The sequence below is a fragment of the Vulgatibacter sp. genome (assembly GCF_041687135.1).
In the GTDB taxonomy this organism is placed as follows: domain Bacteria; phylum Myxococcota; class Myxococcia; order Myxococcales; family Vulgatibacteraceae; genus JAWLCN01.
The window spans coordinates 269,581-282,048 of record NZ_JAWLCN010000002.1; the positions used below are offsets into that span (position 1 = coordinate 269,581).

14 protein-coding genes are annotated in these 12,468 nt (G+C 70.2%); 9 read left to right on the forward strand and 5 right to left on the reverse strand.

The window, feature by feature from the left end:
- The first annotated feature begins 39 nt into the window (after positions 1-39).
- The 6 genes from ACESMR_RS05035 (at position 40) to ACESMR_RS05060 (ending at position 5,854) form a co-directional block, all read left to right on the forward strand.
- A complete protein-coding gene (locus ACESMR_RS05035; RefSeq protein WP_373045599.1) occupies positions 40-804 on the forward strand; it encodes an ABC transporter ATP-binding protein in 765 nt (254 codons plus the stop codon).
- 13 nt (positions 805-817) lie between these two features.
- Entirely contained in the window at positions 818-1,612 is a 795-nt protein-coding gene (locus ACESMR_RS05040; RefSeq protein ID WP_373045600.1) for an ABC transporter permease subunit, read from the forward strand.
- Positions 1,613-1,631: 19 nt separating this feature from the next.
- On the forward strand, positions 1,632-3,140 hold the full coding sequence (locus ACESMR_RS05045) for a GldG family protein (RefSeq protein ID WP_373045602.1): 1,509 nt from the start codon (positions 1,632-1,634) through the stop codon (positions 3,138-3,140).
- A gap of 2 nt (positions 3,141-3,142) precedes the next feature.
- On the forward strand, positions 3,143-4,492 hold the full coding sequence (locus ACESMR_RS05050; protein WP_373045603.1) for a DUF4340 domain-containing protein: 1,350 nt from the start codon (positions 3,143-3,145) through the stop codon (positions 4,490-4,492).
- 55 nt (positions 4,493-4,547) lie between these two features.
- Positions 4,548-4,829, forward strand: a complete 282-nt coding sequence (rpoZ, locus tag ACESMR_RS05055; RefSeq protein WP_373045605.1) for a DNA-directed RNA polymerase subunit omega — start codon at positions 4,548-4,550, stop codon at positions 4,827-4,829.
- A gap of 149 nt (positions 4,830-4,978) precedes the next feature.
- The gene (locus tag ACESMR_RS05060; RefSeq protein WP_373045606.1) at positions 4,979-5,854 is read left to right on the forward strand and encodes a hypothetical protein; all 876 of its coding nucleotides are present in this window, start codon (positions 4,979-4,981) and stop codon (positions 5,852-5,854) included.
- Between the two features lie 4 nt (positions 5,855-5,858).
- On the opposite strand, the gene ACESMR_RS05065 is transcribed toward ACESMR_RS05060, so the two are convergent.
- From ACESMR_RS05065 to ACESMR_RS05075, 3 genes are all read right to left on the reverse strand, one after another.
- Entirely contained in the window at positions 5,859-6,269 is a 411-nt protein-coding gene (locus tag ACESMR_RS05065) for a thioesterase family protein (RefSeq protein ID WP_373045608.1), read from the reverse strand.
- A gap of 86 nt (positions 6,270-6,355) precedes the next feature.
- On the reverse strand, positions 6,356-7,030 hold the full coding sequence (locus ACESMR_RS05070; RefSeq protein WP_373045609.1) for a hypothetical protein: 675 nt from the start codon (positions 7,028-7,030) through the stop codon (positions 6,356-6,358).
- Positions 7,027-7,638 carry a hypothetical protein gene (locus ACESMR_RS05075; RefSeq protein ID WP_373045611.1) on the reverse strand — a complete coding sequence of 204 codons (612 nt, stop codon included), beginning with the start codon at positions 7,636-7,638 and terminating at the stop codon, positions 7,027-7,029. The genes ACESMR_RS05070 and ACESMR_RS05075 overlap by 4 nt, the downstream gene beginning before the upstream one ends.
- Positions 7,639-7,999: 361 nt before the next feature.
- Between ACESMR_RS05075 and groES the strand changes: the two genes are divergently transcribed.
- The 3 genes from groES to grxC all read left to right on the forward strand — a co-directional run bounded on the left by groES (position 8,000) and on the right by grxC (position 10,445).
- Positions 8,000-8,290, forward strand: a complete 291-nt coding sequence (gene groES, locus ACESMR_RS05080) for a co-chaperone GroES (RefSeq protein WP_373045614.1) — start codon at positions 8,000-8,002, stop codon at positions 8,288-8,290.
- A gap of 62 nt (positions 8,291-8,352) precedes the next feature.
- Complete coding sequence (gene groL / locus ACESMR_RS05085) at positions 8,353-9,984, forward strand: chaperonin GroEL (protein WP_373045615.1); 1,632 nt, start codon at positions 8,353-8,355, stop codon at positions 9,982-9,984.
- A gap of 203 nt (positions 9,985-10,187) precedes the next feature.
- Entirely contained in the window at positions 10,188-10,445 is a 258-nt protein-coding gene (gene grxC, locus ACESMR_RS05090) for a glutaredoxin 3 (RefSeq protein ID WP_373045617.1), read from the forward strand.
- 34 nt (positions 10,446-10,479) lie between these two features.
- On the opposite strand, the gene ACESMR_RS05095 is transcribed toward grxC, so the two are convergent.
- Both ACESMR_RS05095 and ACESMR_RS05100 read right to left on the reverse strand, forming a co-directional pair.
- On the reverse strand, positions 10,480-11,880 hold the full coding sequence (locus ACESMR_RS05095) for a hypothetical protein (protein ID WP_373045619.1): 1,401 nt from the start codon (positions 11,878-11,880) through the stop codon (positions 10,480-10,482).
- A gap of 83 nt (positions 11,881-11,963) precedes the next feature.
- Complete coding sequence (locus tag ACESMR_RS05100; protein ID WP_373045621.1) at positions 11,964-12,365, reverse strand: hypothetical protein; 402 nt, start codon at positions 12,363-12,365, stop codon at positions 11,964-11,966.
- Positions 12,366-12,468 lie beyond the last annotated feature (103 nt).

Genomic DNA, 12,468 nt, shown 5'->3' on the forward strand with positions numbered 1-12,468 from the left:
GCCCGGGGTGCGCCCCGGGCGACCTACAGGAGAACGCCCATGATCGAGGTTTCGCATTTGTCGAAGCGCTATCGCGATCTGGTGGCCATCGAGGACCTCTCCTTCACCGTGGAGAAGGGCGAGATCCTCGGCTTCCTCGGCCCGAACGGCGCGGGGAAGAGCACCACGATGCGCATTCTCACCGGCTTCCAGCCGGCGACCTCCGGCACGGCCCGGGTGGCAGGGTACGACGTCTTCGAGCAGCCGCTCGAGGTGAAGCGGCGGGTCGGCTACCTCCCCGAGATCCCCCCGGTCTACGGCGACATGACCGTCGCCGCCTACCTGAAGTTCGTCGCCGAGCTCAAGGGTGTGCCCCGCAAGGCCCGGGCCGCCGAGGTGGAGCGGGTGGCCGACGCGGCGCGGGTGGCCCACGTGATGGACCGCCTCATCGACAACGTCTCCAAGGGCTACAAGCAGCGGGTCGGGATCGCGCAGGCCCTCCTCGGATCCCCGGACGTGCTCGTCCTCGACGAGCCGACGGTCGGCCTCGACCCCTCGCAGATCCTGGAGGTCCGCGATCTGATCCGCGGCCTCGCCGGACGGCACACGGTGATCCTCTCGACGCACATCCTCCAGGAGGTGGTGGCCACCTGCGACAGGGTGCTGATCATCGCCAGGGGCAAGCGCGTCGCCCACGAGCGCCTCGCCGATCTGCAGGCGAAGCACCCGGGCAAGAGCCTCGACGAGATCTTCCTCGACCTCACCTCCGACACGCGGATCGCTCCGCCTGCTGCAGTCCCTGCAGCCGGTGAGCGCGCGGCCTGAAGGAGAACGAACGATGCGCAGCACGATCGCGATCGCTCGCAAGGAGCTCCACATCTACTTCACCACGCCGATCGCCTACGTCGTCTTCTTCGCGACGTCCTTCATCGGCGCCTTCTTCTTCCTCTCCCTCACCGCCGAGTACCAGCGGCGCTCGATGCAGTTCATGCAGTTCCAGGCGCCGCAGATGCTGGAGCGGATGAACCTCACCGACATGGTGGCCTCCCCCCTCGTCCTCAACATGGGCGTGATCCTCATCTTCGTGGTGCCCTTCCTCACCATGCGGCTCCTCGCCGAGGAGCGGCGCCAGAAGACGATGGAGCTGCTGATGACCGCGCCGATCCGCTCCGGCGAGATCGTCCTCGGCAAATACCTCGCGGCGCTCTGCGTGCTCCTCGTCGTGGTGGCGATCACCGCCGTCTTCCCGGCGCTCCTCGCCAGTTGGGGCACGGGCAGCGGCGGCGGCAGCGCGGTGGAATGGCAGACGGTGGGGGCGGCGCTCGCAGGGCTCTTCCTCTGCGGCGCCGGCTTCGTCGCCGTCGGCCTCTTCGTCTCGGCCCTCACCGAGTCGCAGGTGGTTGCGGCCCTGATCACCTTCCTCGTCCTCCTGCTCACCTGGGTGGTGGGCTGGAAGGCGGCGGAGGCGGAAGGCGTGTGGCAGGAGATGATCGCGCACCTCTCCTCGGTGCAGCACCTCGTCTCCTTCGCCCGCGGGGTCGTCGCCGTGGAGGACCTCGTCTACTTCCTGTCCCTCGCCGTGATCGGCCTCTACCTCACCCACCGCGCCGTCGAGGCGCGCCGCTGGGCCTGAAGCCGCGGGGAGATCGAACATGAAGAATCTGCGTTTCCTCTCTCGATTGGCACTCGGTTTCGGTATCGCCCTGCTCGTCTCGGCGCTGGCGAGCACGATCCTCGTCGGCGGCGGCGCAGCCTCGGTGCAGGGGGCCCTCGGCCTCGCGGGCCTCGCCTTCTACTTCGCCACCAACAAGGGCGCCTTCGGACGCACCTTCGCCGGCAGGGCCACCTTCTACTACGCCACCACCTCCGTGACCGCGCTCCTGCTCGTGGGCGCGGTGGTCGCAGCCAACTACGTGGCGGTGAAGAAGGAGGTCCGCTGGGATCTCACCAGGGGCGGCATCTTCACCCTGGCGGAGGACACGGTAAGGACCCTGGAGGGCCTGCGCGAGGAGGTGCAGGTCACCGCCTTCTTCGGCCCAGCGGATCCCGCCCACGCCGAGGTGAAGGAGCTGCTCGATCGCTACCAGGCGAAGAGCAGCAAGCTGGTGGTGGACTACGTCGATCCCTATGCGTCGCCGGAGCGCGTGCAGGAGAAGGGGATCCGCGAGGGCGGGCCGCGGGTGATCTTCGCCAGCGGCGGGAACGAAGCCCGCGCCGGCGAGATCAGCGAGGGGTCCTTCACCAACGCGCTCGTCAAGGTGCTGCGCCGGGGCGAGAAGAAGCTCTACGTCACCACCGGGCACGGCGAGCGCGATACCGCCGACCAGGGGCAGCGGGGCTACGGGCGGGTCGCCTCCGCGCTCGCCGACGAGGGGCTGCGGATCGAGAAGCTGCAGCTCACCACCGGCGAGGTGCCGGAGGATGCGGCGGCGGTGCTGATCCTCGGCCCGGAGAAGCGCTTCTTCGAGCCCGAGGTGGAGTCGCTGCGCCGCTACCTGGAGACGGGCGGCCGGCTCCTCGTTGCGCTGGAGCCAGGCTTCTCCGATCCGGCCCTCGAGAAGCTCCTCGGCGACCACGGCTTCGTCTTCGACCAGGGGCTGGTGGTGGATCCCCTCTCCCGGCTGATGGGCGGCGGCGCCGCGATCCCGGTGGTGCAGACCTACGCCGACCACGAGGTGATCCGCGAGTTTGCCCTGGCGACCCTCTTCCCCACCGCCCGCTCGATCGCAGCCAGCGGCGATGCCGCGCCCCGCCCCACGGTGATCGCGCTCTCCAATCCCTCCGCCTGGGCCGAGAGCAACCTCGACGATCCCCAGGCCCGCTACGACGAGGGGGAGAAGCGCGGGCAGCTAGGCCTCGCTGCTGCGGTGTCGAGGCCCGCCGGCGAGACGGAGGCCAGGATCTTCGCTGTCGGCGACGTGGACTTCGCCTCCAACCAATACGAGGGCGGCGGCGGCAACAGCGACTTCTTCCTCAACGCCGTCAACTGGCTCGCCTCCCGGGAGGCGCGGATCACCATCCGCCCGAAGAGCCGCGAAGCATCGCGGCTGGTGCTCACCGAGGCCGACGCCCGCTTCTTGAACCTCTTCTCCCTCAACGTGTTGCCGATGCTGATCCTCGGAGCGGGGCTCTCGGTCTGGCTGGTGCGGAGGTCGAAGTAGCCATGACGCAGAAGACGAGGATGCTCGCCACGATGGCGGCTGCGGTCGCGGTCGCAGCAGGCGCCGGCGCCTTCGCCTTTTTCGGCGTCTTCGAGGCCGGGCAGGCGGAGGCCGCGCGCAAGGAGGCGGACGAGAAGCTGCTCGGCTTCGAGGAGGCGCAGATCCGCAGGCTCGAACTCCGGGCGAAGGGCGAGACCACCGTGCTCGAGAAGCGCGACGGCTCGTGGCGCCTCGTGCAGCCGGTCGACGCAGCGGCGGATGGCGACGCGGTGGAGTCGCTGCTCCGCCAGCTCGCCGCGGCGCGCCGGTCGAAGACGGTGGACGGCACCGATCCGGCGCGCTTCGGCCTCGCCGATCCAGCGGTGGTGGTGAGGGCGTTCGGCGCTGGCGAGGCGAAGGCGGAGGTGGCCCTGGGCGCAACCAACACCTTCGACGGATCGCTCTTCGTGCGCGACGCCGCCGGCAGGATCGCCACCACCGCCGCCACGCTGCGGGGCGCGCTCGAGAAGGTCGCCTTCGATCTGCGGGAGAAGCGGCTCGCCCGCTTCGGGACGGAGGCGGTGGACGAGATCCGGGCGGAGGGTGAGCGGGACTTCGTCCTCGCCCGCAGCGACGAAGGCTGGCGCCTCCTGGCGCCGGTGCAGGAGGCGGCGGACCGCGAGACGACCGAGGGGATCCTGCGGGCGCTGCAGGATCTCCGGGCCACCGCCTTCGCCGCGGAAAAGCCCGAGGCACTGGGACCCTGGGGCCTCGAGACGCCGGCGCTCACGGTGCGGCTCCAGCGGGGAAGCGAGCCCCCGGTCGTGGTCGCCTTCGGCCGCGTCGAGGGCAAGGTCTACGCTCGCGCCGGCGCGGGCCCCGTCGCCGAGGTGGCTGCGTCCATTCTCGACCGGGTGGGCAAGACGGTGGAGGAGCTCCGCGACAAGCGCGTCCTCGCCTTCGAGACGGAGCGGGTGCGGCGGGTCCGCCTCGAAGGCGAGGGCGGCGCGGCCGAGGTGGAGAGGCGTGGCGAGGATTGGTTCCTCGTGGCGCCGAAGGAGGCGAAGGCGAGGGGCTGGAAGATGAGCTCGATCGTCTCGTCGCTCTGGGGCCTGCGGGCCGAGGCCTTCGTCCCCGGCAGCGAGGCGGCGGAGCGGGGCCTGGAGAAGCCCCGCCGGCAGGTCACGCTGCTCGACGAGCAGGGGAAGGAGCTCGCCTCCCTCCATGTTGGCAGGGAGGAAGGCGCCTTCCTCTGGGTTCGGGCCTCGGGCCAGGAGCGGATCGCGAAGGTGAAGGGGCCCCGGCTCTCGAGCCTGCCTGCCTCCTCCGCCGAGCTGGAGGAAGCGGCGCCGGAAACGGCGAAAGCCCAATGAAGCATTGACGGGCGCTGGGCTCTTGCGTAGATCCCACCGATTCGGAGGAGATGGAATGGCTCGCGTTACCATCGAAGATTGTCTGCCCCTGGTGGAAAACCGCTTTGCGCTGGTGATCCTGGCGACCAAGCGGACGCGCCAGCTCATGGCCGGCGCCAGGCCGCTCCTCGAGCAGGGCAAGAACAAGCCCGCGGTGCTCTCGCTCCGCGAGGTGGCCACCGGCAAGGTGAAGTTCGACCGCGAGGTCCGGGACGCGCTGCTCGGCAAGTTCGACGAGGAGGTCGGTCCCACGATCCTCCGCGCGATCCCCGCGCCGTCGGCCACCGGCCGCCCGTAGTCGCTCCCGCTTCTGCCGGGATTCGAGAGGCGCCCTTCCCGCACGGGATGGCGCCTCTCGTCGTTCCTGCGTCCTGCAGCGGACGGGAGCCCGTGCGCCGGGCTTGGCAGGAGGGGCGCCCCTGCTTAGTGGGGTGGGAGGAGGTGGCTTTGGTCCCGTTCGAACTCTTGCCCGGTGGTGCGGAACGCTGCTCCGTCGGTGGCTGCACCTACGTCGTCACCCGGCTTCGTCCCGGCGCCCTGCTCGTCTCCGTCCATGGCGACGATCGCGGGGCTGCGGGGGACTGGATCTTCGAGCGGCTCGGAGCGGAGGCGCGCCGCTTCGCGCGGCCGCTCCGCCTCTTCGTCGATCTGCGGGAGGCCCGTGGTGCCGCGCCGCTGGTGCAGGAGAGCTGGACGGCGTTCTTCCGGGAGAGGCGGTCGCTCCTCGAGCGCGTGACGCTCCTCACGGCAGAGCCGTGGACGAAGCTGGTGGTGGCGATCGCGCGGCACCTCGCCGGCGCGGAGGGCTGGATCGATTCCAGCAACGACCCCGCCGCGTTCTCGGAGGCGATCGGGGGCCGGCAGCCGGCCCTGCAGCTGGAGGCGAAGGCGTTGCCCCTCTCGCTCGAGCGCGCCGCTGGCGCCGTGGAGATCGCCGGCGCCGGCGCCTCCTTCCGGATCGAGCGCCTCGCGCCCGGCGTCCTCGGCGTGCGCGTCGCCGGCGCCGATGCCGGCGAGCTGCCCTGCCTCGTCTTCGATGCAGTCGAGGAGATGGCGGGCGCCGGCCGCTACGCCCTCTTCATCGACGCCAGCGCCGCCACCGAGGTGCACCCGCCCGCCCGCGAGCTGTGGACCGCCTGGCTGACTGCGCAGCGGCAGCGGCTGGACGCGGTCCACTCGCTGGTGCGCCACCGCTACCTGCAGCTCACCGTCGGCACCGTGCACGAGCTCTCGCGGACCGGCGATCGGATGCAGGTTCACGCGGATCCCGCCAGCTTCGAGAGGGCGCGGGCATCGCGGGTTGCCGCGCGCGTACGACCGTGACGCGCTACTGCGACCTGCGCCTGGTGCTCGCCATGAAGCGCTCGACGTCGACGATGGCGCGCCGGTGGAAGCCGCTGCCGATCTCGCCGACGTCGTCCTCCGCCCGGATCTCGAAGGTGTAGAGCTTGCCGTCCATCCCGGTGAAGCGGGCGTGGGCGGTGATCTCGCGGCCGGGGAGCGTCGGCGCGGTGTGCTGCACCTGCAGGCCGGCGCCCACCGAGCTCTCCCCCGGCTCGAGCACCTGCTGCAGCACCCGGGCAGCGGCGAGCTCCATCAGGCCGATCATCGTCGGCGTCGAGAGCACCGCCAGGAAGAGGTCCCCCGGCTCCGACGCCAGGGCGCTGGCCAGGTCCGCCTCCTCGACCCGCTTCGTCGCGGTCGCGCTCGCGTTCATCTCCAGCACACGCCTCTCCACGAACGACCTCCCTCGCCTGCGGGGAGTGTAGCAGCGGCAGTGGAGGTGGAGCGACCGCCGGGCGACGGGGCCCGGCGGTCGCGAGGTCAGTGGAGCGCCCGGTTGAGGCGGCTGTATTTCTCGCCGGCGCCGAGACGGTAGCTGCGACGCAGCTCCGCCAGCAGCGGCTCCACCCGCCCCTGCTCCACGTAGCGCAAGAGCTCCCGGCAATAGCCGCGGGCGAGGCGGTTCGCGGTGCGGTAGCGCTCCAGCTCCTCGGGACCCAGGTGCGGCAGGTAGCTCACGTCGCCGAAGAGCCGGTCGAGGAGCGCGGGCACCTCGTGGCGCTGGCCCCGGCGCCAGAGGAAGAGCGCCGCCAGTGCGAATTTGTCGATCTCCGCCTGCACCTCCAGCTCGAGGAGGGAGACCGGCCGCAACACCTCCGCCCTGCTCGTCAGGTAGACGAAATGCGAGACGCCCTCGATCGCGAGGCAGAGCGTGGGGAAGTGCTTCGTGAAGAGGGCGCCGAGGTTCCGGCCGGCGGTGCGCAGCGCCTCGAGGACCCGGGGCGCGAGGTAGACCGCCACCGAGAGCTCGCCCCGCTCCTCGACGACGAGGACCTCCTCCTCCGCCTTCGGCGCCTTGAGGCCCATCTGCTCGAGGCCGGAGCGGGAGACTACGAAGTCCTCCACCCGGTGCCCGGTCTCCACCGCCTGCACGTGCTGGAGCTCGTGCTGGAGCCAGCCGAGGGCGCGCACCGCCGTATCGCCCGGGGCCGTCACTGCACCTCCCGGAGTTGCCTCCCCAGCGGCGGGATCACCCCCTCTTGCGCGAGGAGCCGCGCGGTCCGCGCCGAGCCGGTCTTGAGGAAGCGCTCGTAAAGCCGGAGCACGCCCTGCTGGCTGGTCATCGCCACCCGCTCCGAGACGTCGTTGAGCAGGTCGACGATCGCTCCGAACTTCTCGGCCAGCTCCTCGTAGAGGCCCGCATTCGGCTGCGGGTCGAGGAGCCGCGCCAGGCTCGAGTAGGCCAGGTGCCCCATGGACATGTAGTAGCGCGCGTCCACGAGCCGCGGCTCGAGGCTGTCGGAAAAGAAGCCGGTGACCCAGAGGCTGGTGTCGCCGATCTTCCGCAGGGCCGCGGCCCGCTCCTCCCGCTGCGCCTCGAGGGCCCTGGCGAGGACGAGCGCCAGCGGTTCCTGCTGCAGGGAGCCGTCCTCCTCCCGCACGAAGAGCCGCTTCGGGTCCGCGAACTCGGAGAGAAGGTTGACCAGGTAGAACTCGGTCAAATCGTCCACCTGGACACGCTGGCGCTCCCGGGCTTCGCCGAGGAGCTCCTTGAAATACTCCCGGATGCTCGTCCCGGTCAGGATCTCCGCCTGGTCGGCCATGTCGTCGCCACCTCCTGGACGGGCTTTGGCTGCGGCCCGCCTCCGAAAAAGGTAGCAACCGGCCGCACCGCCGGACAACCAAACCCCCTGTCCTTCCGGGCACTTGCGCTGGCACTCCCGCGCCGCGAGTGCCAGTTTCGCGGCCTTTCCGCTCGCTGGCGCTCGCCGGGCGCGAGTGCCAGCGTGGCAAGCGAAATCGACCGATTTTCCGGGGGATACGTCCTTCGCAAAACCTTGCCCGAGGTGCCCTTGACGCCAAAAAGACCTGCGTTATATCTGCGCCACGAATTGGCACTCGCCCGGCGAGAGTGCCAAGCGCAGATCTCGCCGGGCAGCAATCACGAAGCAGGAGGAAACTCTCATGAAGATTCGGCCGCTGCAGGACCGCCTCATCGTCAAGCGCCTCAAGGAAGAGGAGAAGACCAAGGGCGGGATCATCATCCCCGAGACCGCCAAGGAGAAGCCCCTCGAGGCCGAGGTCATCGCCGTGGGCAACGGCAAGGTCCTCGAGGACGGCAAGGTCCGTCCCCTCGACGTGAAGGCCGGCGATCGCGTCCTCTTCAGCAAGTACGCGGGCACCGAGATCAAGATCGAGGGCGAGGAGTTCCTGATGCTGCGCGAGGACGACGTCCTCGGCGTCATCGAGAAGTAACTCCCAGAGATTCCAACAGGTGGCCGCCGTTTCGCGCGGCCGCCCACCGAGGTTTTCAGAACATGGCCAAGGAAATCATTTTCGACGTGCGCGCCCGTGAGGCGATCCTCCGCGGCGTCAACACCCTCGCCGACGCAGTGAAGGTCACCCTGGGGCCCAAGGGCCGCAACGTGGTGATCGAGAAGTCGTTCGGCTCCCCGACGATCACCAAGGACGGCGTCACCGTCGCCAAGGAGATCGAGCTCGAGAACAAGTTCGAGAACATGGGCGCCCAGATGGTGAAGGAGGTCGCCTCGAAGACCTCCGACGTCGCCGGCGACGGCACCACCACCGCCACCGTTCTCGCCCAGGCGATCTACCGCGAGGGCTCCAAGCTCGTCGCCGCGGGCCACAACCCGATGGCGATCAAGCGCGGCATCGACAAGGCGGTCGAGGCCATCGTGGCCGAGCTCCGCAACATGTCGAAGCCGACCAACAGCCAGAAGGAGATCGCGCAGGTCGGCACCATCTCCGCCAACGGCGACACCACCATCGGCAAGATCATCGCCGAGGCGATGGAGAAGGTCGGCAAGGAAGGCGTGATCACGGTCGAGGAGGCGAAGGGCCTCGAGACCAACCTCGACGTCGTCGAGGGCATGCAGTTCGATCGCGGCTACCTCTCGCCCTACTTCGTCACCGATCCGGAGCGCATGGAGGTCGTCCTCGACGATCCCTTCATCCTCATCCACGAGAAGAAGATCTCGTCGATGAAGGACCTGCTCCCGGTGCTCGAGCAGATCGCCCGCGCCGGCAAGCCCCTCCTCATCATCGCCGAGGAGGTCGAGGGCGAGGCGCTCGCGACCCTCGTGGTCAACAAGCTCCGCGGCACCCTGAACGTCGCCGCCGTGAAGGCCCCGGGCTTCGGCGACCGCCGCAAGGCCATGCTCGAGGACATCGCCACGCTCACCGGCGGCACCATGATCGCCGAGGACCTCGGCATCAAGCTCGACACGCTGACCCTCAAGGATCTCGGCCGCGCCAAGCGCGTCTCGATCGACAAGGACAACACCACCATCGTCGACGGCGCCGGTGAGAAGTCCAAGATCGAGGCCCGCGTGAAGCAGATCCGCGTGCAGATCGAGGAGACCTCCTCCGACTACGACCGCGAGAAGCTCCAGGAGCGCCTCGCCAAGCTGGTCGGCGGCGTCGCCGTGATCAACGTCGGTGCTTCGACCGAGACCGAGATGAAGGAGAAGAAGGCTCGCGTCGAGGACGCGCTCCACGCCACCCGCGCTGCGGTCGAGGAGGGCATCGTCCCCGGCGGCGGCGTCGCTCTCGTCCGCGCCCTCAAGGTGCTCGCGAACGTCCAGGTCGCCGGCGAGGAGAAGTTCGGCATCGACATCGTGCGCCGCGCCGCCGAGGAGCCGCTCCGCCAGATCGCCGGCAACGGCGGCCTCGAGGGCTCGGTCGTGGTGAACAAGGTCAAGGAGTCGACCGGCGCGATGGGCTTCAACGCCGCCACCGGTGAGTACGAGGACCTCGTCGCCGCAGGCGTCATCGACCCGACCAAGGTGACCCGCACCGCGCTGCAGAACGCTGCTTCGGTTGCTTCGCTCATGCTGACCACCGAGGCGATGGTCGCGGAGAAGCCGAAGGAGAAGGAAGACCACATGCACGGCGGCGGGATGCCCGGCGGCATGCCCGGCATGATGTAATCCGCTCCTCCGGGTAGCGATCTGGCAGGGCCCCGTTCACTCCGGTGGACGGGGCCCTGCCGTTCCTGCCCGGAAAGCGCAACCCGGCGGCCGCCTGCACATCCGAGGGAGCGAGCGAGCCGGTCCGCTGCAGCATCGTGGCGCCGGTCCCTACCCTTATCGCCAAGGCGGCGCGATCGACCGCAGCAGAGGAGAAGCGACGGATGAAGCCGGTGAAAGTCTACACCACCACCTACTGCGGCTATTGCGACAGGGCCAAGAGCCTGCTGCGCCGCAAGGGCGTCGCGTACGAGGAGATCGACGTGACGGGCAACGACGAGATGCGGATGGATCTGGTGAAGCGGAGCGGCGGCATGCGCACCGTGCCGCAGATCTGGGTCGGCGAGACCCATGTCGGCGGCTTCGACGATCTCTCCGAGCTCGACCGCTCGGGCGAGCTCGACCGGATGCTGCAGGCCTGAGCGCCTACGGGGCGGCCAGCGTGTGGCTGCGCATTCAGCCGCCGCCCAGCAGGGCGCAGAGCGCCGGATCGGATGGCGCGGGGGCAGGGGCGGCGTGGTTCACGTCCCCCGCCACCGGCCCCAGCTCCACCGCCCAGATCCCGTCGGGCGGCGCTTCGCAGGACCAGCTGCGGTCGGCGTCCCGGAAGAGGACCAGTCGGTAGCGCTCCCCTTCGGCGAGGAGCCCCTCGAAACGAACCTCGACCCTGCCGCCCTCGACGTCGAACCAGCCATATTCGAGCAGCCAGGTCGCGGTGCCGTCGACCAGCACCGCGAGGAGGCTCTCGCCCTCCCAGGCCGCGGGCAGGTCGGCGACGTAGGTCAGATCGTGGTTCCAGCCCGGGAAGAGCTGGCAGCGGGCGAAGGTGGCGTCGTCCGGTTCGAGCTCGACGGTCACGTGGCCCGCGAACTCGCCGAGGCTGGCGAGCCCACCGCTCTCCGCGGGGCTGCAGCGACCGTCGCCGTCTTCGTCCACGAACCACGCCACGTCGTAGGTCGAGCCCTGCCAGAGCGCGCGCGGGAAGGCCGCCTCGAAGCGCCCGCCGGCGATGGGAAGCGGCTCGATCCCCACGCTGTAGGCGGCACCCCGGTAGTGCTCCACCACGGAGACGACGGCGCTGCGCCCCTCCGCTTCGTCGAAGCCGCTGCCCCGCACCTGCAGGTCGGCGGGGATGCCGTCGAAAGCGCCGCAGGCGATGGGATTGCGATGTTCGGAGGGACGTACGGTGAGCGTGACGTCCGATGCTACGGCGTCCACGACGAAGCGCCAGGCCGGGTCGCCGGCGTCGGGGTTGCAGAGCCCGTCGGCGCTGGCGTCGACGAAGACGTCCACGACGTAGCGCTCGCCCTGGAGGAGCATCCCGCGCAGCTCGAGGCGGAAATCGACCGCGCTCCGCTCGCCGAGGGTCCAGCCGCCGCCGTCGATCGGGCCGCGACGGTCCTCGCTCACCACCACCCAGATCGCCCTGCCCTCCCACCGGTCGAGGTCCGCGCCCTCGAGGACGAGGTCGTGGCGCGGCAGCGAGCATTCGGCCTCGCAGGAGAAGAGCACCTCCTCGCAGGCGACCGGCTCGAGGCAGGCGGCGCACGTGTCGATCACCTCGGCGGGCCAGCGCTCGTCGGCGATGCAGGTCTGGGTGCAGGCGGCTTCGGACTCGACGAAGCCGCAGGCCAGGTAGCCGTCGCAGAGCCGTTCGCAGGCGGCGCGGCGTGCCACGTCCTCACCGCCACCGCCACCGCTGCCGCCAGGCCCGCTGCCGCCCATTCCGCCTGGACCGACGGCGCCGCCGCCCCCGGTGCCGCCAGCACCGGCAGCTCCGTCGCCAACCGGCGCGCCCGTCCCGGCGCTGCAGGCGGCGAGGAGCGAGGCGAGCACCAGCCACACGATCCCGTGCATCGCTCTCCCTTTGGCGAAGGATCCGGTGGGCCATTCTACGGCAGGCCCCGCCGGATGGGCGAATGGGCCCGCTCGGGGCCCGTTCAGAAGGCAGCGGAGAGGAGGGAGGCCATCACCTCCGCGACCACCCGGGGCGCGAGGACGAGCGGCGCGCCGAGCAGGGCCGCCGCCACCACCACCGGCTTCCACGGCTCGTCGGAGCGGCGCTGCGCCAACGTGTGGATCACGGAGAGCGCCAGGGTGAGCGTGCAGCCGAAGTAGAGCGCCAGCCACGGCGCGACCCCCTGCAGCCAGACCGCGCCGGAGACCGTCACCGCCGCGAGCCCGTTGACCAGGTCGCGGCCGTTGGAGGCCCACCAGGCCTGCCCCTCCTCCGCGCGGAGGCGGAAGGCGAGTTTCTGCAGATAGATGAAGAGCGCCAACGCCGCCGCGTAGGCGAGGTCGCCCAGTACCGCCGGATAGCTGGGGGGCCGGTAGGGTTCCATGTGGCCCCTCCGATCTACCCCAGCCCAGCTGCAGCCGCCATGCAGCATCCGCGAAACCAGCCGGCGCCGAAACGCCACGAGCCCCCGCGCAAGGCAGGGGCTC

What these genes read in the sequence shown, in the direction of transcription:
- ACESMR_RS05035 (WP_373045599.1), top strand. Translation starts at nt 40, where the DNA reads ATGATCGAGGTTTCGCATTTGTCGAAGCGCTATCGCGATCTGGTGGCC.
- ACESMR_RS05040 (WP_373045600.1), top strand. Translation starts at nt 818, where the DNA reads ATGCGCAGCACGATCGCGATCGCTCGCAAGGAGCTCCACATCTACTTC.
- ACESMR_RS05045 (WP_373045602.1), top strand. Translation starts at nt 1,632, where the DNA reads ATGAAGAATCTGCGTTTCCTCTCTCGATTGGCACTCGGTTTCGGTATC.
- ACESMR_RS05050 (WP_373045603.1), top strand. Translation starts at nt 3,143, where the DNA reads ATGACGCAGAAGACGAGGATGCTCGCCACGATGGCGGCTGCGGTCGCG.
- rpoZ (WP_373045605.1), top strand. Translation starts at nt 4,548, where the DNA reads ATGGCTCGCGTTACCATCGAAGATTGTCTGCCCCTGGTGGAAAACCGC.
- ACESMR_RS05075 (WP_373045611.1), bottom strand. Translation starts at nt 7,638, where the DNA reads ATGGCCGACCAGGCGGAGATCCTGACCGGGACGAGCATCCGGGAGTAT.
- groES (WP_373045614.1), top strand. Translation starts at nt 8,000, where the DNA reads ATGAAGATTCGGCCGCTGCAGGACCGCCTCATCGTCAAGCGCCTCAAG.
- groL (WP_373045615.1), top strand. Translation starts at nt 8,353, where the DNA reads ATGGCCAAGGAAATCATTTTCGACGTGCGCGCCCGTGAGGCGATCCTC.
- grxC (WP_373045617.1), top strand. Translation starts at nt 10,188, where the DNA reads ATGAAGCCGGTGAAAGTCTACACCACCACCTACTGCGGCTATTGCGAC.
- ACESMR_RS05095 (WP_373045619.1), bottom strand. Translation starts at nt 11,880, where the DNA reads ATGCACGGGATCGTGTGGCTGGTGCTCGCCTCGCTCCTCGCCGCCTGC.
- ACESMR_RS05100 (WP_373045621.1), bottom strand. Translation starts at nt 12,365, where the DNA reads ATGGAACCCTACCGGCCCCCCAGCTATCCGGCGGTACTGGGCGACCTC.